This window comes from Mesorhizobium sp. B2-8-1 (assembly GCF_006440955.1).
Classification (GTDB): domain Bacteria; phylum Pseudomonadota; class Alphaproteobacteria; order Rhizobiales; family Rhizobiaceae; genus Mesorhizobium.
Genome location: NZ_VFTX01000001.1, coordinates 563,272 through 587,448, shown reverse-complemented (window position 1 = coordinate 587,448; position 24,177 = coordinate 563,272). Strand labels below are relative to the sequence as shown.

The 24,177-nt window shown below is 57.8% G+C and carries 19 protein-coding genes; 5 read left to right on the top strand and 14 right to left on the bottom strand.

Annotated features, from left to right (window positions below):
* Positions 1–187: 187 nt before the first annotated feature.
* The 3 genes from FJ428_RS02875 to FJ428_RS02865 all read left to right on the top strand — a co-directional run bounded on the left by FJ428_RS02875 (position 188) and on the right by FJ428_RS02865 (position 4,468).
* Positions 188–1,390, top strand: a complete 1,203-nt coding sequence (locus FJ428_RS02875; RefSeq protein WP_140878898.1) for an acyltransferase — start codon at positions 188–190, stop codon at positions 1,388–1,390.
* Between the two features lie 2 nt (positions 1,391–1,392).
* Entirely contained in the window at positions 1,393–2,565 is a 1,173-nt protein-coding gene (locus tag FJ428_RS02870) for an acyltransferase (protein WP_140878897.1), read from the top strand.
* Positions 2,566–2,668: 103 nt separating this feature from the next.
* The gene (locus FJ428_RS02865; RefSeq protein WP_140878896.1) at positions 2,669–4,468 is read left to right on the top strand and encodes a hypothetical protein; all 1,800 of its coding nucleotides are present in this window, start codon (positions 2,669–2,671) and stop codon (positions 4,466–4,468) included.
* Positions 4,469–4,672: 204 nt separating this feature from the next.
* Here the strand turns inward: FJ428_RS02865 and FJ428_RS02860 are convergent, their stop codons facing one another.
* Positions 4,673–7,726, bottom strand: a complete 3,054-nt coding sequence (locus tag FJ428_RS02860; protein ID WP_140878895.1) for a glycosyltransferase — start codon at positions 7,724–7,726, stop codon at positions 4,673–4,675.
* Positions 7,727–8,010: 284 nt separating this feature from the next.
* On the opposite strand from FJ428_RS02860, the gene FJ428_RS02855 reads away from it, so the two are divergent.
* Both FJ428_RS02855 and FJ428_RS02850 read left to right on the top strand, forming a co-directional pair.
* Positions 8,011–8,826 carry an ABC transporter permease gene (locus FJ428_RS02855; protein ID WP_140878894.1) on the top strand — a complete coding sequence of 272 codons (816 nt, stop codon included), beginning with the start codon at positions 8,011–8,013 and terminating at the stop codon, positions 8,824–8,826.
* Positions 8,827–8,838: 12 nt separating this feature from the next.
* On the top strand, positions 8,839–9,630 hold the full coding sequence (locus tag FJ428_RS02850; protein WP_140878893.1) for an ABC transporter ATP-binding protein: 792 nt from the start codon (positions 8,839–8,841) through the stop codon (positions 9,628–9,630).
* An 83-nt stretch (positions 9,631–9,713) separates the two neighbouring features.
* Here the strand turns inward: FJ428_RS02850 and rfbD are convergent, their stop codons facing one another.
* The 13 genes from rfbD to FJ428_RS02785 all read right to left on the bottom strand — a co-directional run bounded on the left by rfbD (position 9,714) and on the right by FJ428_RS02785 (position 24,157).
* Entirely contained in the window at positions 9,714–10,595 is an 882-nt protein-coding gene (gene rfbD, locus FJ428_RS02845) for a dTDP-4-dehydrorhamnose reductase (protein ID WP_140878892.1), read from the bottom strand.
* A complete protein-coding gene (gene rfbB / locus FJ428_RS02840) occupies positions 10,592–11,662 on the bottom strand; it encodes a dTDP-glucose 4,6-dehydratase (RefSeq protein WP_140878891.1) in 1,071 nt (356 codons plus the stop codon). The genes rfbD and rfbB overlap by 4 nt, the downstream gene beginning before the upstream one ends.
* Positions 11,663–11,693: 31 nt before the next feature.
* Complete coding sequence (rfbC, locus tag FJ428_RS02835) at positions 11,694–12,248, bottom strand: dTDP-4-dehydrorhamnose 3,5-epimerase (protein ID WP_140818645.1); 555 nt, start codon at positions 12,246–12,248, stop codon at positions 11,694–11,696.
* Complete coding sequence (rfbA, locus tag FJ428_RS02830; RefSeq protein WP_140878890.1) at positions 12,249–13,130, bottom strand: glucose-1-phosphate thymidylyltransferase RfbA; 882 nt, start codon at positions 13,128–13,130, stop codon at positions 12,249–12,251.
* Between the two features lie 19 nt (positions 13,131–13,149).
* The gene (locus FJ428_RS02825; RefSeq protein WP_140878889.1) at positions 13,150–14,604 is read right to left on the bottom strand and encodes an O-antigen ligase family protein; all 1,455 of its coding nucleotides are present in this window, start codon (positions 14,602–14,604) and stop codon (positions 13,150–13,152) included.
* Complete coding sequence (locus FJ428_RS02820) at positions 14,601–15,866, bottom strand: hypothetical protein (protein WP_181167191.1); 1,266 nt, start codon at positions 15,864–15,866, stop codon at positions 14,601–14,603. Before FJ428_RS02820 ends, FJ428_RS02825 begins: the two co-directional genes overlap by 4 nt.
* Positions 15,754–18,132, bottom strand: coding sequence for a polysaccharide biosynthesis tyrosine autokinase (locus FJ428_RS02815; RefSeq protein WP_140878888.1), 2,379 nt, complete (start codon positions 18,130–18,132; stop codon positions 15,754–15,756). The genes FJ428_RS02820 and FJ428_RS02815 overlap by 113 nt, the downstream gene beginning before the upstream one ends.
* A gap of 47 nt (positions 18,133–18,179) precedes the next feature.
* Positions 18,180–19,082 carry a polysaccharide biosynthesis/export family protein gene (locus tag FJ428_RS02810; RefSeq protein WP_224519063.1) on the bottom strand — a complete coding sequence of 301 codons (903 nt, stop codon included), beginning with the start codon at positions 19,080–19,082 and terminating at the stop codon, positions 18,180–18,182.
* A 21-nt stretch (positions 19,083–19,103) separates the two neighbouring features.
* Positions 19,104–19,601: a hypothetical protein gene (locus FJ428_RS02805; protein WP_140494878.1), complete on the bottom strand. Its 498-nt coding sequence runs from the start codon at positions 19,599–19,601 to the stop codon at positions 19,104–19,106.
* A gap of 107 nt (positions 19,602–19,708) precedes the next feature.
* On the bottom strand, positions 19,709–20,194 hold the full coding sequence (locus FJ428_RS02800; RefSeq protein WP_140494880.1) for a hypothetical protein: 486 nt from the start codon (positions 20,192–20,194) through the stop codon (positions 19,709–19,711).
* A 353-nt stretch (positions 20,195–20,547) separates the two neighbouring features.
* Positions 20,548–21,702, bottom strand: coding sequence for a glycosyltransferase family 4 protein (locus FJ428_RS02795; protein ID WP_140878887.1), 1,155 nt, complete (start codon positions 21,700–21,702; stop codon positions 20,548–20,550).
* A 29-nt stretch (positions 21,703–21,731) separates the two neighbouring features.
* Positions 21,732–22,682, bottom strand: a complete 951-nt coding sequence (locus FJ428_RS30170; RefSeq protein ID WP_181167190.1) for a glycosyltransferase family 4 protein — start codon at positions 22,680–22,682, stop codon at positions 21,732–21,734.
* A gap of 185 nt (positions 22,683–22,867) precedes the next feature.
* On the bottom strand, positions 22,868–24,157 hold the full coding sequence (locus FJ428_RS02785; RefSeq protein WP_224718667.1) for a lipopolysaccharide biosynthesis protein: 1,290 nt from the start codon (positions 24,155–24,157) through the stop codon (positions 22,868–22,870).
* Positions 24,158–24,177: the final 20 nt, after the last annotated feature.

Genomic DNA, 24,177 nt, shown 5'->3' with positions numbered 1-24,177 from the left:
TCGGGAGTTCGTTCTTTTGCGCCCTCGGCTCTTTCGCATAGAGCCTATTGGTTGCGGTCATCTCTGATGATCTGCCAAACGCGACCGGCCAAAGCGCAATTTTCGTTCCGATTGACACTCGATCGGACGCTTGGCTGATTGGCATATGGTGCATGGAGTTTGTCGTGATCATACCGAGTAAGCAAGAATGACGCTTGAACTCCTTTTTTCCGCATATTGTTGCGCTCTTTATGTAATGGCTTTGCCGCTCGTTACGCTCTTTAACCGCTGGGCCAAGGTAGAAGAGTCTGGCGGCAAGGGATTTTCCCATTCGCTAGAGGCGCTGCGTGGCATCGCAGCGATGATGGTGTTCACCACTCATTCCATGATGTATTTTGGAAACCTCATACCCGGTTCCCCGATCCCCTCATTCCCGGGTGCGGTCGGGGTTATCCTGTTTTTCTTTTTGACTGGCCATCTCTTCTGGTCGCAGGTTTTGACGGGCAGTTTCAACTACACAACATTTTTTCCCAAGCGTCTAAAAAGACTGGTTCCCGCGGCGACGGCCATGGTTGGCACGGTGATGTTTTTCGACTGGCTCGTCCTTGCCAGGATGCCTAGCCTTACCTTCGATCACATCATGCTGCTCGTCCGCAATCTTGCCTTTGGTTTCGGCGGCACAAATGACGTGTTTTTCCCGGAGACGGTGCAGCGCATCAATGTTATCTGGTCGCTGAAATGGGAGTGGCTGTTCTACCTTTGGCTGCCCTTGGCGTCCTGTTTCAAATCCTTGCCTGCAATCACCGGCTTTCTCATATTTCTGATCATGGTCTTCATGGATCCGCGGCAGATCGACGGGGGAAATTCCGACGCAATTTTCCTGCTCGCGTTTTTCCTTGGCGGCCTGATGTCCTACGCCGACAAACTGAGGCCAGATGTGCTGGTTACGCTGGGGAAGATATTCGCGTCCCCTTACTTCGCCATATTGTGGATAGGTGTTATCGCGCTTTATATCCGGGGCCTGGATGCTCCGACCGTACCCGTTCGCAGCGTTCCTTTGCTGCTAGTCTCATTTGGCATATTTCTCTATTTTTGGGCCAGCAAACACAATTCGCAGAAATGGATCTTTGCACCGCCCGTCCAGCTGATAGGCAAGGTAAGCTATTCTCTTTACCTGTGGCACCTGGCCATTAACTGGTATGTTATAAAGATTTCGAGTAGGCTGTTCAACATCGACTCTATCTTAGCTTACATGGCCTTGAGTGCCATAATGCTCGTGATCGTCATTGCTGTTGCTATGGCCTCATACGTGGCTGTCGAGAGACCATTTATGGCCCGAAAACCTTCGGCCACTATTCCGCCAGAACCTGCCGCGCCCACGTTGGCAGAAGGCTCGTACGCCGGCGAATAGAGATGCTCGCTTGGCAACCCCTCCCGCGAAGGTCTGAAATGCGAATTGATAGCCTTACCTCTTTGCGGTTTTTTGCCGCGCTCGGTGTTCTTCTACATCACCTCGATTTCCTCGGTCGTTCTACGAACCCCAACATCAAAAGTTTCCATACCCTACTATTTGAAGGGTTCAATGGCGTCACCTTCTTCTTTATCCTGTCAGGCTTTATAATTAGCCTCAGTTTCACCGAGCGCGCCAGAAGCGGCGAAGTTAGTTTCGCCGATTTCATGTTTTTCCGCGTCGCAAGGCTATACCCAACACACCTACTCACCTTGTTCGCGGCGATTGTCGCCTACCGGAGCTGGCCCTATTTAACGTCAGATTATCGCTTTATATCGAATTTTCTTCTCGTCCAGGCAACCATACCTGACTTCGACTACTACTTTGGCTTTAATGGCGTCTCTTGGAGTATATCTGCAGAAATGGTATTCTACTCGATATTTTGTTTGATCTGTTTTTCATCAACACGACAACTCATTGCGTTTTGGATTGTTCTAATGTTTTTGATTTTGATAAACATTCTGGCGTTTGGCTCGAATGGCGCGACGGGTGGCTGGCTGATATATATTAATCCTGTGTTCCGCTTTATCGATTTTCTCACAGGAATGCTGATATACCGTCTATTCAAATCAAATAAGCTACAATTGACGCCCACCTCCGCAACCGTTCTAGAGGTTGTCACTATGGCATTTTTGGGCGCGGCCACACTAGTGGGCGTTTATGGCGGGGTCGGCTTCCCGTATCGTCTTGATATATATTATATTCTTCCGATGTCAGCTGTCATATTTGTGTTCGCTCATCAACGTGGCTTTGTCTCCAGGGCTTTAGCGTGGCGGCCCCTGGTCCTGCTTGGAGATTCTTCTTTCGCGCTGTACATGATTCATCAGATCATTATTATGACCGGAGCAAAAATTATGGTCATAGATCCGGTTAATTCGCCGATTTACGCAACAATAATCTCATCCATACTTTTGATAATTTGCGTTTTTGCTTCTGTTATAATTTACACATTTTTCGAAAAGCCTTTGAATGTCACCCTGCGGAGAGCCTGGTTAAATTCCAGAGGCCGCGTGTCTAAACAACCCATTTCTGCTCATAGCTCCGACCGCAAGACAACATCGGCCGTCGCGCTATAATCGACATAATCGACCGCCAATCCGTACTGCCTAATTCCCTGTGGATTTTGTGCCGTTTGATGTGGCTGTGAGCGACGTAGATGTGGCCATGCGGAACCCTTCGATGAAAAAAGAAGCAGCCGACAAAGGCCTGCCGCCGATATTCATCCATTCTTCCTGGCGCTCGAGCAGCACCTACGTCTACTCGCTGTTCCGCAAACGGACCGAGCTCTACTACGCATTCCAAGAGTCGCTCAACGAAGTGGCGTTGTTGGGGCAGCGCGACCCGCGGATCCTGCTGCAGTCCAACCAGGTGCTAGCTTTGCAATTGCGACATCCAGATCTTGGAAAGCCCTATTTCCAGGAACTGCACGATACCTACGCGGCATGGGCGAACGTCTTGCAGAAACCCATGCTCTACGACGATTTTTTTGGCACCGCTGATGGCGTGGATACGGCAGCGTTTTTCGATGCACTCATCGGGGCTTCCCCGCGTCGGCCAGTGTTTCAGGAATGTCGGACGGGGATGCGGATCGCAAAACTTCGTGAACGCCTGGGCGGGGTGCATCTGGTGCTGATCCGCAATCCGCGCGACACGTGGTGGTCCTACAAGGTCAACGAATTCTTCGAGCGAGCGCGCGCGCTGTGTGTCAATGCGGCGAACCCGCCCGCCAGTATTCTGGCATTGCGCGAGGCTATCGGCTTTGTGCCGTTCTCCGCTTCCGACATTATGGCAGAGTTTGGCCATTTTTCGCGCGTGCATCGGTCACCCGCCAACAGCTATCTCGAACACTGCGTCCTCTGGGGGCTGGCGCTGCGTCACGCCCTCGACCATGCCGACCTAGTACTCGACATCGATCGGATGACGAAGAATGCCGAATTACGCCAGAATGCAGGGAACCGACTGGAGGCGCTTGGCGTCCCCGGCATCGATCTTGAAGGTGTCCATGCGCCGCAGCGTTGGTATCAGCCGACCGAACTGGATTTCTATCGGACGCAGGAAGCGCGTGCGATAGAGCTTTTGGAGCAATCCGGTGTGTCCACCGAGGCATTGCTGGCGTTTTGTGGCAACGATTATTGGTCAGCCGAGCCACATGCCGATGTGTCGGCGGCGGCCGAATATCGCGGGATCGTACGGCGGCTGGAGGAACAGGCTCACGAGTATGATCGGGCTGCGGAAATCGAAAAGACCGAATTGCTCAACACCGTACAAGCGCTCAGCGCCGAGAAAGCCGAACTGCTCGACAGCCTGAAGGAGGCATCCGGGCACTATGCGAACCTGGATCGGGCATTTACGGCAGGCAAAGATGAAGTCCAGAGCCTGCGGGAGCAATTGGCAGCCGCACCGGGCGAGGCGAGCGATCTGCATACCAAAATTCACGCGCTTGACGCCGAGAAAGCTGAACTGATCGAGAGCTTGAAGGAAAGATCCGGGCAATATGCAAAGCTGGATCTGGCATTCGCGGCAGGCAAAGATGAGATCCAGAGCCTGAAGGAGCAATTGGCGGTCGCTCAGGGCAAGGCGAACGATTTGTACACAAAAATCCAAGCGCTCGACGTCGAGAAAGCTGAGCTGCTCGACAGCTTGAACGAGGTATACGGAAAGCACACAAAGCTGGATCTGGCATTCGCGGCAAGCAAAGATGAGATCCAAAGCCTGAGGGAGCAATTGGCAGCCTCTCAAAACGAGGCGAGCAATCTGCACACCAAAATCCACGCACTCGGCACGGTCAACGAAGCTCTGCGCGCGGAAGTCGAGGACTGGCGTGACAAGCATGCGCGGGCAAGACAGCGATCAACCGACCTGCAATCTGAGTTGGCGACAGCGGAGGCTGCGTTGGCTGTCGCTCGCCAGCGCATTCTGGCAATCGAATCCAGCCGCACGTGGCGCTGGACGCGATCCTTGCGGCGTGATGGGACATGAGCAGATAGGGCTGGCTGTCGCGGCCGTTTGGAGAGCGGTGTACAAAAACGCCAAAAGCAAAAAGCCGGCGGGCTGGTTGCGCACAAGTGCGATGGCCCGTCATGGCCAAGGCAAACCTGCCACCCGTCGCCCGGCGGGTCTTTCACGCTGGCGGTGTCTTCCAGAGCTGCAATTCCACAGCCCTCGCCACCCTCGGTTGTGAAGTCATGGATCCGAGCGCCTTGCCAGGCTCGCAGGGGAAATCACAGGTTGAGAAGTTCTTTCGGGTGAACCCATGTCAGCGAGCCTGGCGAAGTGGGCATCGGCATTGCTTTGCAATGCCGCGTACACGTCCCTCGCGCAATCCGCCCAGCTGTAGGTTTTCCAGTTGCGCTTGATGGCACGTTCGCGCTTCTTCAATTGTGCCGGATTATCGAGATAATAACGGATCTTGTCCGCCCACCCCATCACATCCCAGGGCAACACGTAATCGACGAGATCACCGCCCACCTCGCGCAGCGGCTCGACGTCGGAAACAAGGCAGAACTTTCCGTATTCGAGGCTTTCCGGCAGAGTCAGGCTCCACCCCTCGTACAGGCTGGCTAGAAGGGTGAACTCGCAACGACGGTAGAGGGCATCAAGCTGGGCATCATTAGCGCGCGAAATGATGATCTTACCCTTCACCCGGTCGTCACGGGTAATGCGGTTCATGAAATCGCCCGTATGCCAGCCCTGCCCACCCACGAAAATCAACTGCGGCACGTCCCCGCCGCGCTCCAGCAAAGTGAGGTAAGCTTTGTAGAGCGTGTCGTGGTTCTTGCGGTTTTCGATCGTGCCGACCGCCAACAGAAACTTTCGAGTTACGCCAAGCGATTGCAAAAGCTCACGGTCCTGCTCCTCCGTGCTATCCATCTTAACAATATCGCCCCCGAAATGAATGGGAATACTGTCAGGGGACTCGAAACCATTCTGTTTCTGAATAAGCGTTGCATCGCGCTGCGCCGTTTTCCCACCGTAAATAATAAAATTGAACGTGTTGGACACCAGCTCCAAGAATTTCAGATAAACTGGAGGGCTTTGGATCACATGTAAATGCGGCGTAATCGTTGGCGTCATGTCATAAAGAACATGGGCAAGAAACAGGCGCCCGCGATCCGGCATGTCACGCAGCGCTTTGAGAGTGGTAAGAGTCCAGTCTATACCTGCAAAGAATACTATCGCTCCGTCGGGGAGCAAGCTCATATTGCTTATTTGCGACGTCGGTATTTTGGAAGGCGCGTCTGACAGAGTTTTTTTCTGGTTGTAGTGCACGGCCCTTTTATACAGCCAGGATTGCCATTTTCCTGGCAGGGCGCTGGCGACTAGGAGCGAGCCTTCACGTGCGTCCCAAATGTTGCGCAGCTTTGGCTTTTGGCGCAACAGCGACAGCTTGCTTGCAGCAACTGTCCTTAGTCCAGTATCAGCACTCATGTAGGGGCTACGATAGACACCATGGGCCGCCCGCTCATTCATCATTTGATTGAACTGGATAAAGTCCGCGCTCAAGTTTTCGCCGTGGAAGAGCCACTGAATATCTTCCATCGGTATCTCAAACGCCTGTCCACGGTCACAGGCGAAAAAGCGAACGCTGGGGTCAATCTTGTAAAGCTCGCGAGCGAAGAGAAGCTCCGCTCGGATGACGCCGGAAATTCCTTTCTGCGGCAGAAGATAACTCAGAGTAAGATCCATCCAAATGGGCCGCGTCGAGGCAGCCGGTGCCACGGAAAGCGTCAAGCCATGGTTGTCATGGTGCAATGCGCTTATCGCCTTGTTGAGGGCCAAGGCGCAGTCGTTCCAAGTTGTGCCTTTCCAGTTCTCGGCAATCCTGGCGTTGCGGCTGGAGAGACTCTTCTGATTGATCACGTAGTATTCCATCCGGTCGCGCCAACCGACCACATCCCATGGTGCGATATAATCGACAAGGTCCCGTCCAACTTCGCGAAGCGGCACGACATCCGAACACAGACAAAGCTTGCCATAGCCCAGACTTTCGGGAAGCGTCAGGCTCCATCCTTCGTAAAGCGTCGGTAACATCGTGAATTCGCAATTTCGGTATAGGACGTCAAGTTCCACATCAGAAGGCTGTATCACGATAAGCCTGTCGTGTATGCGGGGGTCCCGGTTGAGGGTGTCGATTAAATCCGACGAGGAATAGGGGTCTGGCCGTCCTACGAACACGAGTTGGGGTGCGGCATCTCCCATTTTCTCGAGCAACATCACGTAAGCACGATACAGTGTCTCGTGGTTCTTGCGACCTTCGATGCTGCCTACCGTCAACATGAATTTGCCCGTAAGGCCGAGACGCCCCAGCACAGTCGCATCATCCTCACCGCCTTCCCGAGCGACGCCGAGATTGTTGCCGAACTGAATAGCGGCCGAGGGTGGTATGGGCAGGTTGCGCTCACGCTGTATCTGATGAGAATCCTTCTGCGCCGTCTGGCCGCCATAAATAAGGAAATCACAATTGCGCGACATCCAGTCAAAATAGGACTGAAAAGTGGTAACCCCGTATTCAGGATAAAGGTGTCGGGTTACGGAGCTGATAAGAATAATATCGTAAATCAAATAGCCCAGATAGACTCGGGTTCCGGACTGCTTGACACGCTCTACGACCCTTTCTTTGTCGTTGAGCATGAATCCTGCGCTGAATAGAATGTCTCCATCTTTGAACGGATGAGAAAAACCAACAGGAGGAACGACAACAGGCTCCGCCATAGGCTTTTGCCGACCAATCAATCCGGCATGAGCGGCCCGGCTGGCAATACCGGCCTTCGACAGAATTACACCAATTCCCACAAGCGGCGCTGTCGCCACGCGCACAACACTTCGCCAGCCGGGTTCCATTGCGTTTATCAACAGAGCGCGGCCCGCACGAAACCGTTTGAAGCGACTAATGTCGACGTGGCTGACCCGCTCGATGTCCTTGCGGATGTGGGGTGGCACCACACCGACCCGATTCTCCGGTGAAGGCTTGCCAGAGCGGTTCGATTTCTTCAGCCGGGCAACAAACGCATCCGCTACATTTTCCGAAGCCAGGAGCCAATCGAGTTCAGAAGCCGGCACTTCCACAAGCGCTTCGCCTCGCAGGCAAAAGAATCGGACATTTGCCCGATTGCGATAAAGGCCGACCGCCAGTTCCATTTCCGCACGGATGATGCCGATAATTCCGCCAGTGGCGTGTAATGTGGCCGTCAAATCCATCCACAAGACGGGTTCCAACTTGTCAGCAGTTCCATCCATAGCATTCTTCTCCGGGATTATATTTCGGGATACTTTGTCTCGAGACTATATACTCTATATACCGGTTCATACCGGCATCCCGATCGTCGATCTTGTTTCTGGGCGAAGCACTAGGTGATGCCTTGGCTTATTGCAACACTCGTGTTAAGCGCTGCCGCAACTGCCAGCGGCGAACCGCGCAATTTCTTGCGCGGATTGCCGGTCTGCCTCGAAACCATACAGGCAGGGCTTCTTCGCCTGGCTCCTCGGGCCGGAGTCTCCGCCGCATTGGTACTGGTGATATCATGAATGTCTCGGGTGCTCCCGCAACAACCCCGCCGCGATCAGGGACGAGCGATATTCTCGCTGCCATTGCCGCCTTCGAATCCTGGCTCAGCCTCGGTGCCTTCGATATACGCCAGCGTTACCGGCGCTCGGCTATCGGGCCATTCTGGATCGTAATCAGCACGGCGGCTGTTGCCGGCGGTATTGGATTCATGATGTCGTCCATCCAGGGACGCCCGATCACCAACCTGATCGCATACATAGTCGTTGGGATAATGATCTGGCAATTTCTGTCGACGGCCCTGGCGGAATCCTGTCAGGCGCTGATCGGACGCGCGGCCTATATCAAGAGCCTCCCCCAGCCCGTCTGCGCGAACATATTGCGCACCCTCTGGGTGCAGGTGCTGATATTTCTCCACACGATGATCCTGTATCCATTCGTCGTGCTGTTTACCGGAATCCCGATAAGCGCCACCCTGCTGATGGTGATCCCGGGCCTGTTTCTGTTGATTCTCAATCTCGGCTGGATGTCGGTGATCCTTGCAACCGTCTCGGCCCGGTTCCGAGACATTCCACTTGTGGTCGGGAACTTCCTCAGCTTTCTCATGTTCCTGACGCCGGTGTTTTGGACGCCCAGTTCGAGCAATCCCAACTATCTCGCTGCCATAGATTACAACCCGCTCTACTGGCTTATCCAGCTGGTTCGGGAGCCGATGCTGGGCAATATGCCTGTCATGCTGCAGTGGGTCGGCAGCATGGTCATGGCGGTAATCGGCTGGTTGGTGGCCTCCGTGATCTATAATCGAGCCTACAAGCGCCTGGCGCTCTGGGTATAGCGGAGCTGGCGGATGGCGCGTGTCTCTCTCAAATCGGTGACCCTTGATCTCCCGATCTATTCGGCGCGGTCACGCTCGTTCAAAAATACCATCCTGTCGGCTGGAACAGGAGGCAGGATCAACTCCGCCGATGAAAACACAGTGGTGATACGGGCGCTCAGCGGCGTGAGCCTTGAGCTCGCCGCGGGTGACAGGCTTGGCCTCATCGGAACCAATGGTGCAGGCAAGTCCACATTGATGAGGGTTATTTCGGGTATCTATCACCCTACCACCGGATCGATCGACGTCTCGGGCAGCGTTGGATCTCTGTTCGATATGGGTCTCGGCATAGATGCCGAAGCCACGGGCTATGAGAACATTCGCATACGCGGCTTGCTGCTCGGGCTGCGCCGGAGCAAAATCGAAGAGCTCATCCCCGAAATCGAGAGCTTCACCGAACTCGGCAGCTATCTCGATATGCCGATCCGCACCTACTCCACCGGCATGCAGGCGCGACTGGCCTTCGCCATTTCGACCGCCATTCAGCCTGACATACTGGTGTTGGACGAAGGTATCGGCGCGGGCGATACCCATTTCATGCACAAAGCCCGCATACGCCTCGAAAGCTTCATGCGCAGCGTTGGAGTCCTGGTGCTGGCATCGCATTCCGACAGCCTCATTCGCGATTTCTGCAACAAGTGCATTGTCATGCATCGTGGCAGGGCCACGGGCATCATGGGAGTCGAAGAGGCGATGACAGCCTATTCCGGGCTTGTCGCGTTGCGCGATGCGGGGCAAGAGCCGGACGAATCACTGTTCAATTAGCTAAGGCTGAGCGCCGCGTGCTGGGAACCGGCCAGCTTCCGACTTGGCAAATGGTTCGCCCATTCGTGACCCGAAACGAGCTCTCAGACGGAGGTACGCCGCACCACTGCTTCCGTCGATAGCCGCCAGTCCGGCGCACTCCATCCAAACACGGAGGCAAACTTCGCGCTCGACAGCCGTGAATTGGCGGGGCGGCGCGCCTTGGTCGGATAATCCGTCGCAGCAATATCGCGCACCCGCGCCGAGGGGCCACCGAGCCCACCGCTTATGTCCAGGATATGGCGGGCGAAGCCGCTCCAGTTGGTCTCGCCCGTGCCGGCCAGATGATAGATGCCCCACGCGGCGAAATCCTCGTTGCGGTGCAGCCGTGCTGCCGCATGCAGGATCGCGTCAGCGATATCAAGCGCGGAAGTGGGATTTCCCCATTGGTCGGCCACAACCGGTATCTCGTCGCGATCGCTGGCCAGCCTCAGCATGGTTTTGGCGAAATTCTTGCCGAACGGGCTGTAGACCCACGCCGTGCGCAAGATCAGGTGGCGCGAATTGGCTGATGCCACCGCCTGTTCGCCGGCAAGCTTGGAGGCGCCGTAGACGCCAATCGGCGCGGTCGCGTCGGTTTCCAGATAGGGACCGTCCTTGGTGCCGTCGAAGACATAGTCGGTCGACAGATGGATGACGGGCACGCCGAGCCGAGCCGCCGCCTGCGCCACCTCGCCGGCGCCGGCGGCGTTCACCGCAAAGGCGAGCTCAGGTTCGTCCTCGGCCTGGTCCACCGCCGTGTAGGCGGCTGCCGACACGACGACATCGGGCATGGCGGCCGCTATGGCGTCGATCACGGTCCCGGGCCGCGCGAGGTCAAGTTGCGGCCGGCCGATGGCGATGACCTCGACATCTTCGCGCCCGCGCCCAGCCTCCAGAAGGCTTGCCGCGATCTGGCCCTCTCGTCCGGTGACAACGAGCCTCACACGGCCGCCTTGCGGGCTTCGCCCAGTCTTTCGCCGGCATAGCGCTGCTCGCGGATCGGTCCCCACCACCATTTGTTGTCCAGGTACCAGTCGACCGTCCTTGCCAGGCCGCTGTCGAAATTCTCCCTCGGCGCCCAGCCGAGGTCGCGGCCGATCTTGGAGGCGTCGATGGCGTAGCGGCGATCGTGGCCGGGACGGTCGGTGACGAAAGAGATCAGGTTACGATAGCTTTTGCCGGCGGCCCGGGGGCGCCTGGCGTCGAGCAGATCGCAGATCGTCTCGACGACACCCAGATTGGTGCGTTCCGAATTGCCGCCGACATTGTAGCTCTCGCCCGGCTGCCCCTTGGTGGCGATCAGTTCCAGCGCGCGCGCATGGTCCTCGACGAACAGCCAGTCACGCACATTGGCGCCGGCGCCGTAGACCGGTAGCGGCTTCTCGTCGAGCGCGTTGAGGATGACCAGCGGAATCAGCTTTTCGGGAAAATGGTAAGGCCCGTAATTGTTCGAACAATTGGACAGCACCACCGGCAGGCCATAGGTCTCGTGCCAGGCGCGCACCAGATGGTCGGAGGCCGCCTTGGAGGCGGAATAGGGCGAGGACGGCGCGTAAGGCGTCTCTTCCACGAACATGCCGCCATCGAAGGGCAGGTCGCCGAACACCTCGTCGGTCGATACGTGATGGAAGCGGAAACGGCCCTTCCTGTCGTCGGACAGGCCGCGCCAGTATTCCAGCGCTGCGTTGAGGATCCGGTAGGTGCCGACGATGTTGGTCTCGATGAAGGCGCCCGGCCCATCGATCGAGCGGTCGACATGGCTCTCGGCGGCGAGGTTCATGACGATGTCGATATCGTCGCGGCGCAATATGTCGAGCACCGCCCGTTCGTCGCAGATGTCGGCATGGGCGAAACTGTAATTTCGTGCATTCTCGATCGGCCGCAGCGAGGCCAGGTTGCCCGCATAGGTCAGCTTGTCGAGATTGATCACCCGGTAGGCCGGGTTGGCGCATAGATGCCGGCACACCGCCGAACCGATGAAGCCGGCACCGCCCGTCACCAGAAAGTTCATGCCGCTATCCCCGTGCACCTGGCAATGTTCATCAGGCAAACACCTCGGCGGCGGCGAGCAGCGGCGCCTTGAGGTCCTTGTCAGAAAGCTGGAAGCCGCCAGGCGGCGGCGGCCATTCGATGCCGATGGCGGGGTCATCGAAACGGATCGAGCGGTCGTGTTCGGGCGAATAGGTGTCGGTCACCTTGTACAGCACCTCGGTATGGGGCACGAGCGTCATGAAGCCGTGGGCGAAGCCCTTGGGCACCAGGATTTGGTTGCCCTTCTCGGCCGAGACCTCGAGGGCAACCCATTTTCCGAATGTCGGCGAGGAGCGGCGGATATCGACCGCGACATCCAGGACGCTGCCCCTGACAACGCGCAGCAGCTTGTCCTGGGCACGTGGCGGCAACTGATAGTGCAGCCCCCTGACGACACCGGCCGCGGCGGAATAGGAGTGATTGTCCTGGACGAAGGCGAGTTCGAGGCCGGCCTCGGCGAAGCGTGCGGCGTTCCAGGTTTCGGTGAAGTAGCCACGGGCATCGCCGTGCCGCTTCGGAATGATTTCGAGCAGACCTTCGATGCCAAGGGGTCTCACCTCCAGCATCTAGTCCTCCGACAACTCGACCACGCGACGGCGCAGATAAGCGGCATATTCATTTTTTCCCAAGCGGGTTGCCCGCTGCAACACTTCATCGGCCCTCAGCCAGCCCTGTTCGAAGGCGATTTCCTCCGGACAGGCGACCTTGATGCCCTGGCGACGTTCGATTGTACGCACGAACGAAGAAGCATCGTCCAGGCTGTCGTGAGTGCCGGTATCGAGCCAGGCATAGCCGCGCCCCAACCGATGCACCTGCAACTGGCCACGCTTGAGGTAGGCATTGTTGACCGCCGTGATTTCGAGCTCGCCTCGAGCCGAGGGCCGAATCCTTGAGGCGATATCGACAACCTGGTTGTCGTAGAAATAAAGGCCGGTGACGGCCCAGTTGGATTTCGGCTTCTGTGGTTTTTCCTCAATCGTGAGCGCGGTTCCAGTGGTCTTGTCGAAGGACACCACGCCATAGCGCTCCGGATCCTCGACATGGTAGGCGAACACCGAAGCGCCGCTTTCGCGCGATGCCGCGGTGCGGCAAAGCTTGGACAATCCGTCGCCAAAATAGATGTTGTCGCCCAGTATCATCGAAACGCTGTCCGCGCCGATGAAATCGCGGCCGATAATGAACGCTTCCGCAAGCCCGTTGGGCTGCGGCTGCTCGGCGTAGGACAACTCAAGCCCGAATTCCGATCCATCGCCCAACAGCTCGCGGAAAACCGGCAGGTCCCGCGGCGTGGATATGACCAGAATCTCTCGAATCCCCGCAAGCATCAAAACGCTCAGCGGGTAATAGATCATCGGTTTGTCGTATACCGGGAGGATTTGCTTGGAGACCGCCAACGTTAGCGGATAAAGGCGCGTTCCACTGCCCCCAGCAAGGATAATTCCTTTCAAGAAACTCTCCTTGACATGCCTAAGTCCCCTCCCCTGACACAAGCCGCCCGTGCTTAGGTTTCATGCCGTGGCTTGTCAATCTGGTGCCCGACGAAGGGGCCGAGCGAGTGTCCCCGGCCCCCGCCAACCGCCCTTGCCTTGCCGGGCCCGAGGTCCTGGCCGGGACAAGCAGATCGTCTTCATCGTGATGGCCTATCTCGCCCATCTCGCGCCTTTGGTTCAGCCGCTCGGCAAAACCCTTGTGAAAGACGATCGCATTCAAATAGGCAAACGTCATCGCGAGTGCTGCGGTTCGCAAGGGATAGTCGACAAGAGAGTGAACGAGCAAAAACGACACCGACAGAAATGCAGCCTTCTGTAACGGCTCCCGGCGAATCCGGACCGACGAGGCGAAAAGCAATATGGCATACACAATCATTAACAAAACGACCGGTATGCCGCCCTCAAGTGCCAATTCGAGGTAGTCATTGTGGGCATGATTTACATAAGTTCTGAAAATCATTCCGGCTTTTTCGTATATCTGATAGACCTTCGGAAAGCTGCCGAAACCAACGCCAGTCACCCAGTTCTCTTTCATTCCATCGATCGTGGTGCGAGCAAACTCCGCCCTGCCGAAAGCCGGATCGACCACTTTCGCATCGATCTTCGCCCATGCGCCGATCGTGTAGACGGAAAGCCCGATGAAAACCGCAAGAATGCCATATCCGCCCGCCCTTGAGCGAGCGGACAGGAAGACAACTGATATCGCGGTGATCACCAGTCCGATCAGAATGCCGGCGCGCGAGCCGGCTGCCAGAAGAAGCAGCAAGAGCATCGTCAGCCCAAGCGATCCGGACAGAAAATGTCCACGGAACAAGCCATAATAGACCACGAATGGGATGGAGACGAAGAGCAAGGCCGAAAAGTGATTTTGATTGGCAAACAGGCCCGCATTGATCGTAAACGGCAGCAATCCTTCTATGGCGACGGTATCGGAGAGCGAATACTGGATCGCCGCGGCCAGGCCATTGCAGATGACGCCCATGAAAAAGAAGGGAACAAGGCCGTAGACCTCCTCGGTGCGCAGGCGGGTGACGCCGAGGAAAAATGCCGCGGCGGCGGCGAAATACAACATGCACTCGATCGTGCGCCCGACGCCGACGCTGACGAAGCGCGATTGCGTTTCACCATCCAGCCAGGGTCTGACAAGCAGCACCTCGGGCCGCAACCCGTCCAGCAAGGCCCCGGGCAGCGGAACGATCTGGAAGCAGAACACGGCTAGGCCGAGAGCAATCAGCCACAAGATAGCCCGGGGAATTGTTTGTCCGCTGGGCCGCGACAGGATGGCCGCGGCCGAGAGAATCGCCGCGATCTCGATCAGCGTTTCGGTGTAGAGGCTGCTCGCGGTGCCGCCGCCAATCAGCAGGGACAGGAAAAGAACCGACCCAAGCAGGTATTTGTCCCACTGCCCGGGCTGCCGTGACCGTGCTCTCACGACGACACCCTCTCGATGCTCAATCTGTGCATGACCAGCGTGCCGACGTATCGAAACCGCCAGCTCTCGGCAATTGCGGCTGTTTCCAGCCTCAGCAACTGTATCGGACACGCAGCCGGTCCGACGGTGAAATCCAGGCTCAGGCTTCGCCGGTTGAATGTGCCTTCCGGTATGTTGAAGCGCGCTATCTCGCTTGACGGGTCCGCGCATCTGACGGACCAGAACAGCTGCTTTGGCAGTTTGAGATTTGTTGCGGACACGGTCATGGACATCCGGTAAGAACCGGGGGGCAATTCGACATATTGCTGAAGCGCAGCGTTCTTGACCGGCGTGTTTAGAAATCGAACCGTCGCCCCGCTGTTGCTGTCGCTTTCACTTTCACCCGCGCCCTGCGATCCGGCAAAGGTGATCTCCAGCCCAGATCGGTCGTGTATCACCCAGTCGAACGGCTTGCCGCTGAAGAGCGGCTCGAAGCCGCCATTGAAGATATAGCCGCCCAGCTTCCGCTCCCGATCGGACAGGCTGAAAAGAAACAGCCGATAGGCCGGGCCATAGTCCTTCTGCTTGATGTAACCGGTGATAACGGCGGACAATTCGCTGGATTTCGGGGGCGCATCCGTGCGTCCGAGATCGAGCAGCAGCTGGTTTGCAGGTCCCAGGCTTTGCGGGTTCTGGCCAAGGGCGAGAAAAAGCTTACCACGCCACGGCGCCTCTGCCTCCAGGGCTGCCAGCACGGCCTGATAGCCGTCGGAATTGGAAAGGATGGCAGGCCAGCCTGGGGCGATGGCCGAAAACTGGTCTGGCCACCGGCGCAGCAAGGTGTCGATCTCGCCCACGGCCCTCGCCAGATCGCCTGCCGCGATCGAGCGATCGATGGACCTCTGCAGCGCATGGATTTCAGTCTTGGACAGTTTTCGCGCCTGGTCGAAAAGTTCGAAAGCCTGGGCCTGTTCGCCTTGCCGATATCTGATCTCACCGATCAGGCTGTAGAGACGGGCGTCCGCGACATTGAAGCGAAGCGCATTCTTGGCCTTGGCCGCCAAGGCGCCGAGATCGACGCTCGTTTCGTTCAGCTCGCCGGCAATTTCGTCTATCAAGGCATCTGCGTTCAGCGGGTCCAGTGCCAGAGACACGCTCGGCGTTCCCTCCTCAAGGAGCCGACTTAGCCCGATCGACGAAGCCATCAACACCAGAACGGAGGCGACGAACCAAACGCTTGAACGCAGGAGATTTTGCATGAGAGGGCTGGCCTGCTCCGTCATCGACTTTGCCCTCAATCTTCGGCGTGCCCGCGCCATGTTCGTAATATTGGTAGTTCATGTATTTATAGGCGTAGTTGTAGTCGAACTTGTTCACCGCGAATTTCGACATTGCCGCCCCGATCACGTTCGCTCCGGCTGCGCGCAGGCGTTTCAGCGCCGTCTTGGCCGCCTTGCGCGTCACCTGGTTCGTGGAAATGACCACCAGTGTGCCCTCGGCAAGCCGGCTGAGAATGGGCGCATCGGACAGGCCGACGATCGGCGGAGCGTCGATGATGACGAGATCGAAACGCTTGCCGAGATTGGTGACGATCAGCGCCATCTTCGGCGATGAAAGCAGATCCGCAGGGTTGGGCGGGATCGTTCCGGACGTCAGCACGGTCACGTTGGGATATTTGGTCGTCCTGAATATGCCCGCCACATCTTCCTTGCGCACGGTATTCGTCAGGAGATTGCTCAACCCGATCGTGTTGTCGAGACCGAACAGCCGATGAAGATTCGGTTTGCGCAGATCGCCGTCGATAAGCAAGACCTTCGCACCGAGGGCGGCAAAATCCTGGCCGAGCTTGAACGAGGTCGTCGACTTGCCTTCGGAAGGCTCGGAGCTGGTCACCAGCAGCGAACGCGGCGCGCCCTCCGCGCCGGAGAATTGCAGCGACGTTCGCAGCGAACGATAAGCTTCCGATAGCCCGGACTTCTGGTCGGCGATGCTGGCCGTCAGTTCGCGGTCATCGACGAGCGGCAGGATACCGAGCATGGCCAGCCCCAGCTCCCTTTCGACCTGCTCGGGGTTGGTGAAGGTGTTGTTCAGCAACTCGATGATGTAGATGATCGATGCAGTGAGAGCCATGAACAGCGCTAGCGCGATCGCCAGATTGATGATCAGGCGCGGAGAATAGGGACTTACGGGCAGGGTCGCGAAATCGACGATGGCTGCGCTTTGCGTCTTGAGCTCGGAGCTGACGCCTACTTCATTCAGCTTGGTGATGAGGCTATCATATTGCGACCGGTTGGAATCGACCTCGCGCTTGAGGATGGTGTATTTTATATTCTTGTCATTGAAGACAACCTGCTGCTTTTCCATCTCGGCGAGCTTGGATTTGAGGTCGGCTTCCTTGTTCTGCGCTTCCTGGTACTTCAGGCGCAGCGAATCGGTTATCGCCAGGACGCCGTTGTTATAGAGCCGCGTCAGCTCCTTGATCTGCGACTGGAGTTGCTGCATCTCCGGAAAGCCAGGCTTCAGAATGCTCAGTTTCTGCTGATATTGGCTCTTGAGGTCCGCGAGTTTTTCGCTGAGTTTTTGTAAGCCATCACTCTCCAGAACCGGCGACAGGCTGGAGCCTCGCCCCTTGTCTATCTGGTCCACGACGCGACCGGCATCAAGACGATCCTGGATAGCGGTAGCGAGCGCTGTGTTCAGCGCCTCGATGTTCGATCCGATCAGCGATTTGTCGTCGCCGGTGACGGTGATGCCGGCATCCTTCGCATAGGTGACAAGCTCCTCCTCGGACTTCTGCAGCTTCTGCTTGACCTGCAGGACCTGTTCCTGGATGAACTGTCTCGCCAGATCGGACGTCTCGCTGGTCTGGTCGAGACGTTGATCGATAAAACTCTGCGCGACCTGGTTGGCGACGTCGCTTGCGTATCTGGGCTTCTGGTCGATGAAGGTGATCGACAGCAAGCTGGTGTTGGTCACAAGGTTGACCGTCAGATCCTTCAGAACGCGCTTGATCGCCATTGCCTCTCGCTCTTCGGGGGTCTTTTCCTGGATCGAAGGCGATTTGGAAATTCCGAATGCACGGTAGAGGATGTTGCTGAGCGAGAAGCTCGGGGTTGGGAATAGGAAATCCGGTTTTTCGGAGAGCCCCAACTGAAACACGACGCGCTGGGCCAGCGCACGGCTCTTCAGTTTCTCGCGAGCGGTCAGAAACGCGCGTAAGTCGCTGTTTTCGGAAACCACTTCGATGTCCTGAAAAACCTTTGCCGAAGGGACCAGGATTTCCAGCTGTGTCGTTGCCTGATATTTCGGCGTCTGCATCATTGTCACTATGATACCGGCAACTAGGCCAGCCACCGCCATCATGACAATCAGCCAGCGATATTGCACGACATAGAAAAGCAGCTTGAGCGGATTGAATCTCTCGTCGTGAGCGGCATAGTCTCGACCGTAAGGACTATAATTCTGCGCCCCGTCATAATAGAGGTCCGCGGACAAAGCCTGGCCATGTCGAGGACCGGCGATTTGGGGCTGCCTGTTGCGATCGAGCATGCGCGAGGTGATCCTGGTTGTCCGTACCCTGGCCGGCCAGGCCTCCCTTACGGCATGACCGCAATTCGGGCCGCGCTCGACGCGAGGCCCAGGGCATCCTTCAAATTGTTCATTGCGATTTTCGACTTCGAAGCGAAAACCACGACCACGTCGCCGCCATAGATGCGCGGGTTGCGATTCTTGCCGGCGCGGATTTCCTCGACATTGTAGTTTGCGACCAGCTTGTTTTGACCGACATTGCGGTAGACGAAGACCTTGCCGGCATCGCCGATGGCGTTGAAGCCTCCGGCAAGGGCGATCGCATCCAGCAAGGAGGCGCTGCTGGACACCGGATAGATGCCGGCCCTGTTGACCTCACCGTCGACCGTGATGCGCTGGCCTATCGATTCCTTGACGAAAATCGTCACATCCGGCGATTGCAGATATTTTGCGCCATAGGCTGTCTCGATATCCTTTTCGAGCTGGCGGACCGTCTTGCCGGCCGCTGTCATCGTCCCGATAAGCGGAAGGGAAATCTGGCCGCCGGCGTCCACCTGAACCGTCCTGTTCAGGTTGTCGACCTGGAATACGCTGACTTCGAGTACATCGTTGGCAGACAGCGGCTGCTCGCTGCCGTTTTGTGTATTCTGCGGTGCCGGCAGATCCTTCACCATCTGTAGCGCGCCGCCCCCGGCAAGCGCCGTTGAGGACGATGTCGGCTGCAGCGCATCGACAGAGCTCGTGGACGATGATGAACTGCTCGCGCAAGCAGAGAGGGCGAGCAGTACAAGCAATGCCGGCATCTCCACGCCACTTCCCCCGAGATCGAGAATGCCCATCACAGAGCCCCACTTTTGAACAGCTTGGGCGGCCCATCGAAATGGCCCGCACAGCTGGCTCCCGGCTTCTTCGCTCGTTTTTCCGATGGCGTGAGCAACTGGTTCTGCACTATCGCGCCCGAGCTTGCGCAAACCGGCGAGACCAGACCTTGCCTAGCGGCTGACTGCGTCGTCGTCATCCTGTAGTCCAATAGCCAGTGCGGCGCCGCCACCAACCGCGCCGGCGCCCAACAGCACCGGCAAAATGCCAGGTCCGGAATTGGCAGGTCCGGTAGCAGCTTCCTGCGCATCAAGCGAGACGCACATACCGCCTTGCACCGGATTGATGCTGACGGTCGCGTTGGCCGGAACATCAAGCGCGCAATTGGCGCCGATGGCCAAAGAAGCCGATGCTTGCGGCCCGGTCATGATGCGCGCGCCTGGATAAATCGGCGCTCCCGCGCCCACCCCGGCGTAACCGCCGGCCTGCGACATCTGCACATCACCCCGGACTTGGGTGAACTGGCCGACAATGCCAGACACGGGCGCAGCGGCCAGGCACGAACATGTCTGTGCCGACTGGGCAACAGCATCGGACGCTGTAAACCAGGCACCTCCCCCGGCGAGCGTGATAAAAGCGAAGACAACCCCAACCCGATGACGCCCGGTCATTTCTACCCCCCTTCGAACCAACGACCCGCCCCCGGAACGGATCGCTTACGCACCCCTTCGATCAACAACACTCAAAGAACTCACCAGCACTCACGGTGGTCCGCCCCTCAGCGACTGACCGCTTTGTCGTCATCCTGCGTCGCCGCCAACACACCGCTGGTGACAAGCGCACCGGCGAAAATCCCTTCGGGCAGGCCAAACCCACTTGTGCCACCGGACGGCTGGATGGCCGCCGTCCGTTCTGAACCCACGAGTTTCAGACAGATGTTGCCGCCCACGCGTGAAACATCCAGACTGGAATTCGCCGGTACATTCATGTTGCAGCCGCCAACAAGTACGGATGCCGAACCCTTGGTACCGACTACCACCCGACTGCCAAGGCCGAGAGTGCTCCCCGCCTTTGCAGGACCATAGCCGACCGACTGTGAGACCATCACGTCGCCATCGGCGGAACGAATGGATCCAATCGCACTCGCCGGGCCGCGATAGGCGGCAGCGCAGCTGCAGGATACGTCCTGGGCGAAAGATGAAACCGAAGTGAAACCGCTCGCGGCAACCAACGCGCTCACTGCGGTTCTAATGATGACATTCATCCGTTTCGCCTTTCCTTCAAATCATCCCGGATATGCCAGATCAAAAGGTGGTGACATCAGCGCCTAACATTTTTTTGCCACAATTCCAACCCGTGTCGCACGATGCGGAGAAGTTTGACCTGAACAACGCGCCATTTTAGCAATTACGTATAAATAATCCCGAGCTGTCGGCGATGGATGTCTGGCCCTCCAAAGAGAAATTACGGTTCCCTTTTCATCCTGATTACACCGAGCCCAACTTGATCAAAGCCGAGCCCCCTCGAAAGCCGAGTCCCGATCTGCAATGCAGCAAGACAAGCTTAGCGCCTGCTTGAATGCCTGATCTCCTCGGCTCGAACTTCAACCGCGTTCAACTACACGCCGGCCGGTTCATCGCCTGGCGAGGCATTGAGCTTCCCTATCTGCGTCATGTAGCACTCTATGACGATCCGTTCCGAAAACTGCCGCTCCACTTTGCTTCGGCTCTCCATGCCCATCCTGTTCCTGGATGCGGCGTCCATCGTTGCGAATTCGAGCATCTTGCTTGCCAGGTCGCCTGCGTCTTTCACCTTGCACAGCAGGCCGTTGACGCCGTGGTCCACCACCTCCCTGCAGCCGGGCACATCTGACGCGATCAGCGGCTTGCCCATCGCGGCTGCTTCCAGCAGCGAGCGCGGCGTTCCTTCCCTGTAGGAGGGCAAGACGACGCAATCGGCCGCGTCCAGGAAGGGACGGACGTCGTCGGTGGTTCCGAGATACTCGACCAGGCCTTCGCCTGCCCATCGCTCGACCTGCGCACGGCTGACCGCTGTGCGGTTCTCGACATCGAGGAATCCAAGAAGCTGGAAGCGCGCGCCGGGCATGTTGCGGCGCATCTGACGAGCTGCCTCGACGAACTCGCCCACGCCCTTGTCCCAGAGAAGCCTGGCCACCAGCAGAAAGACGATCGCGCCGGACGATTGGCTTTGGCGGGGCGCCGGAGAGAAGCGAATAAGGTCGACCCCGGAGCCCGGCAGCAGCGCGGTCAGTTCCTTGCGGACTAGGCGCTCGCTGACGAACAGCATCCTGTCGTCGTCATTCTGAAAGAAGACTATTTTCGAACGGGCCAGCGCCAGCCGGTACAGGACCTTGGCAATTTTCTGGAGAAGGCCGCCACGGACGAAAACCGTGCCGAGCCCTGAAACATTGTTTATGACCGGGATGCCATTGAGGTTTGCCGCCAGCGATCCGAACACGTTGGGCTTGATGGTGAAGCCGACAAACGCCAGCGGCCTCTCGCGGCGCAGCAGGCGCCAGTAGCGCCACAGAAGCACCATGTCGCGAAACGGCGAGGTGCCGGAATTATCCATCTCGATTTCGACATACCGGCAGCCCATCGGCGGGATCAGGCGCGAATACTCGTCCCTGGGCGCCGCAACCACCACTTCATAGCCCCGCCCTTGCAGCGCCTCGATGAGGCCTTTGCGGAAATTGACGACATTCCAGGACGTGTTGATGGAGATGATTATCTTTCTTCCGATCCCAAGCATCGTCCCCGCCTCCCCCAATGCCGTTTCGCTCACCGTCTTGTATGCAGTCGTGCCCTGCCCGGCCCAAAGGTCTCGAACAGCCGCAAGATCTCGTCGTCACTGGCGAGCGATGAGATGCGGGCGAAGCAGGCGTCCCTTGCAGGCCCCAGATCCTGTGGCCGAGCGATCAGCCTCGCGACCGCGCGTGCGATGTCTTGCGGATCGTCGGGGTTGAAATCGAAAGCTGCCCCCTCGGGCATGTAGTACCTCGTGCCGCTGTCTCGCGACATCAGCACGGCACATCCCGCCCAGGCCGCCTCGATGGGAGACACCGCCGCGGGTTCAGCCCGCGAGGGCAGTATCAAGAGATCATGACCGGAAAAGACCGAGATCATGTCGTCATGCGCAATGTTGTTTTGAAACCGAAGCCTGTCCGCCACGCCAAGCGCCTGAGCCTCGCGCCGCAAGGCCTGACAGAAAGCCGTGTCGGCGTTCGTTGCCTCCTCGCCGCAGAATGTCAGGGAGAAGGGCATGGATGAAATCGCGGACAACGCCCTCAGAAGCAAACTGTGCCCCTTACGCTCCCGGTATTTTGCCACCATCAGGATTCGAGGCGGCCACTGCAATGGCCTGCTTTCCAGGCCTTCAGTCCGGGCCGGCTCGAAAGGGCTCCCGAATGGCAGGGACATGGCATCGCCGAGCTTGGCCGGGCCAAGATTTGGCGAAAGCCGTGAGGTGAAATGCGGGATGCCTAGGCCATGAAAGACGGCTCTTCGAACCCATGTGCCACTCCATGCGCTGGGCTTGGCGTCCTCCTGGTCGTAGATGACCAGCCTGCGCCCTTGCAGAATTGAACAGAGTGCCGCGACCCTGCAAAACCATCGCGTCACTCCGCGGATGATCACCACGTCGGGGTCTTCGGCCTGCAAACGCTTCCAGTAGGAAAAGACGCCGGGAAAGGAAAAAGGCGAATTCGGAATGTTGCTCGAGCGCCGACGCATGATCATCCGGGACAGCGCGGATGGAGCCATCACGTTGGCAGAAACAAGAGCGTGATTCTCGGTGACGCTCGTTTCGACTACGTCGACCGCAACATGGTGTCCCGCCGAAGTGAGAATGCGAACCCAAGGTACCGCATTGGTGTGGTATCTTGGCAGGCAAAACAAGTATCTCAAAACATTAGCCTTCAGATATCTTCCGCCAGGCGGATCCGCCTTTTCAACAATAGGTGCGAAACCACCATCATCGCCGCATAGACCGCCGCCGATACGAGCAAGCCGGCCCAGGCGACGCCTGAAATTCCGATCCATCCGGACAAAGCCAGGCAAAGCGGCACATAGATGGCGATCGCCAGCGCCGTGATTTTCAAAAGCGGCTTCGTGCCGGCCAGGACCTGGATCAACGGATTGAGATGCATTCCAGCGAGGCCGAAGCATTCGGCCGCGAACAAAATGGCAAAGAGCAGCGAAGCTTCGGCGTAGGCCGAACCGCCAGCCAGAAGGACGATGGGGTTTTGCAGCAGCACCCCCACGACTGCCATGCCGGTGGCAGCGCATGCCGAAACCACGGTGATGCGGGCGTTCAAGCGGTATAGACGAGAAGGAGGCTCTTGCCTGGACAGTTTCGCGATTTCGGGAAAGATCACCTGGTTCAAGGGACCGGTCAGCCGGGAAACCATCGTCGCCAGGCGCGATGCGAGCGAATAGGAGCCCGCGGCGACCTCTCCCAGCAGGCCCGCGACAAGGAACAATGCGAGATGCCGCCTGGCGCTCACAAGCGTCGAGAGCAGACTGGTCCCCGTGGCCATGGCAAGAAACGCCCAGAAGAAACGGCGTTTGGACCGGGAGCGAAGCGGGTTGAGCAGTTCGATGTGCTCCTGCCTGGCATAGAGCAGCATGCGAACGAACAGCGTCAGGTTGTAGAATGCGCCGACCGCTGCCAGCACGATTACATAATCCGGCAATGAGGCATCGAGGATCCAAAGGACGAGAGAGGCAACCACCACGGCAAGCCCTTGCATGAGTTGATTGCCGGCAATGACGTGGTACCGGCCGTTCAGCCGAAGCACACCTTTCGGCGTACCCGAAAGACTCGCCAACAAGGTGAGGCTGTAGATAATCGCCAGAAGGCGATTATCCCGCGACACGCCAACAGCTTCTCCAAACAGCAAGATCCCGCCTATCGCCAGGACCGTGGCGAGAAGGGCGGCTGAAACATCGAGGGCAATTCCGCAAGATGCCGCCGGTCCCAGACGCAAAGGCGACCTCGCGCACAGCCTGATCACTAGCTGCCAGCTCTCGAACGTGCATAGGCCGGAAACGAACGCCACATAGGCCTGAATTACGGCGAGTGTGCCAAAATTCCCCGGACCCAGCGACCGTGCGTTGAGCGCCAGTGCAAGGATGGAGCACAACGCGGCCACTCCGCTTGCGGACGTCGTAAACGTAACGTCGCGGGCAACCCGCCGCGCGCGCATCCATCCGGAAGGCTTGGCGA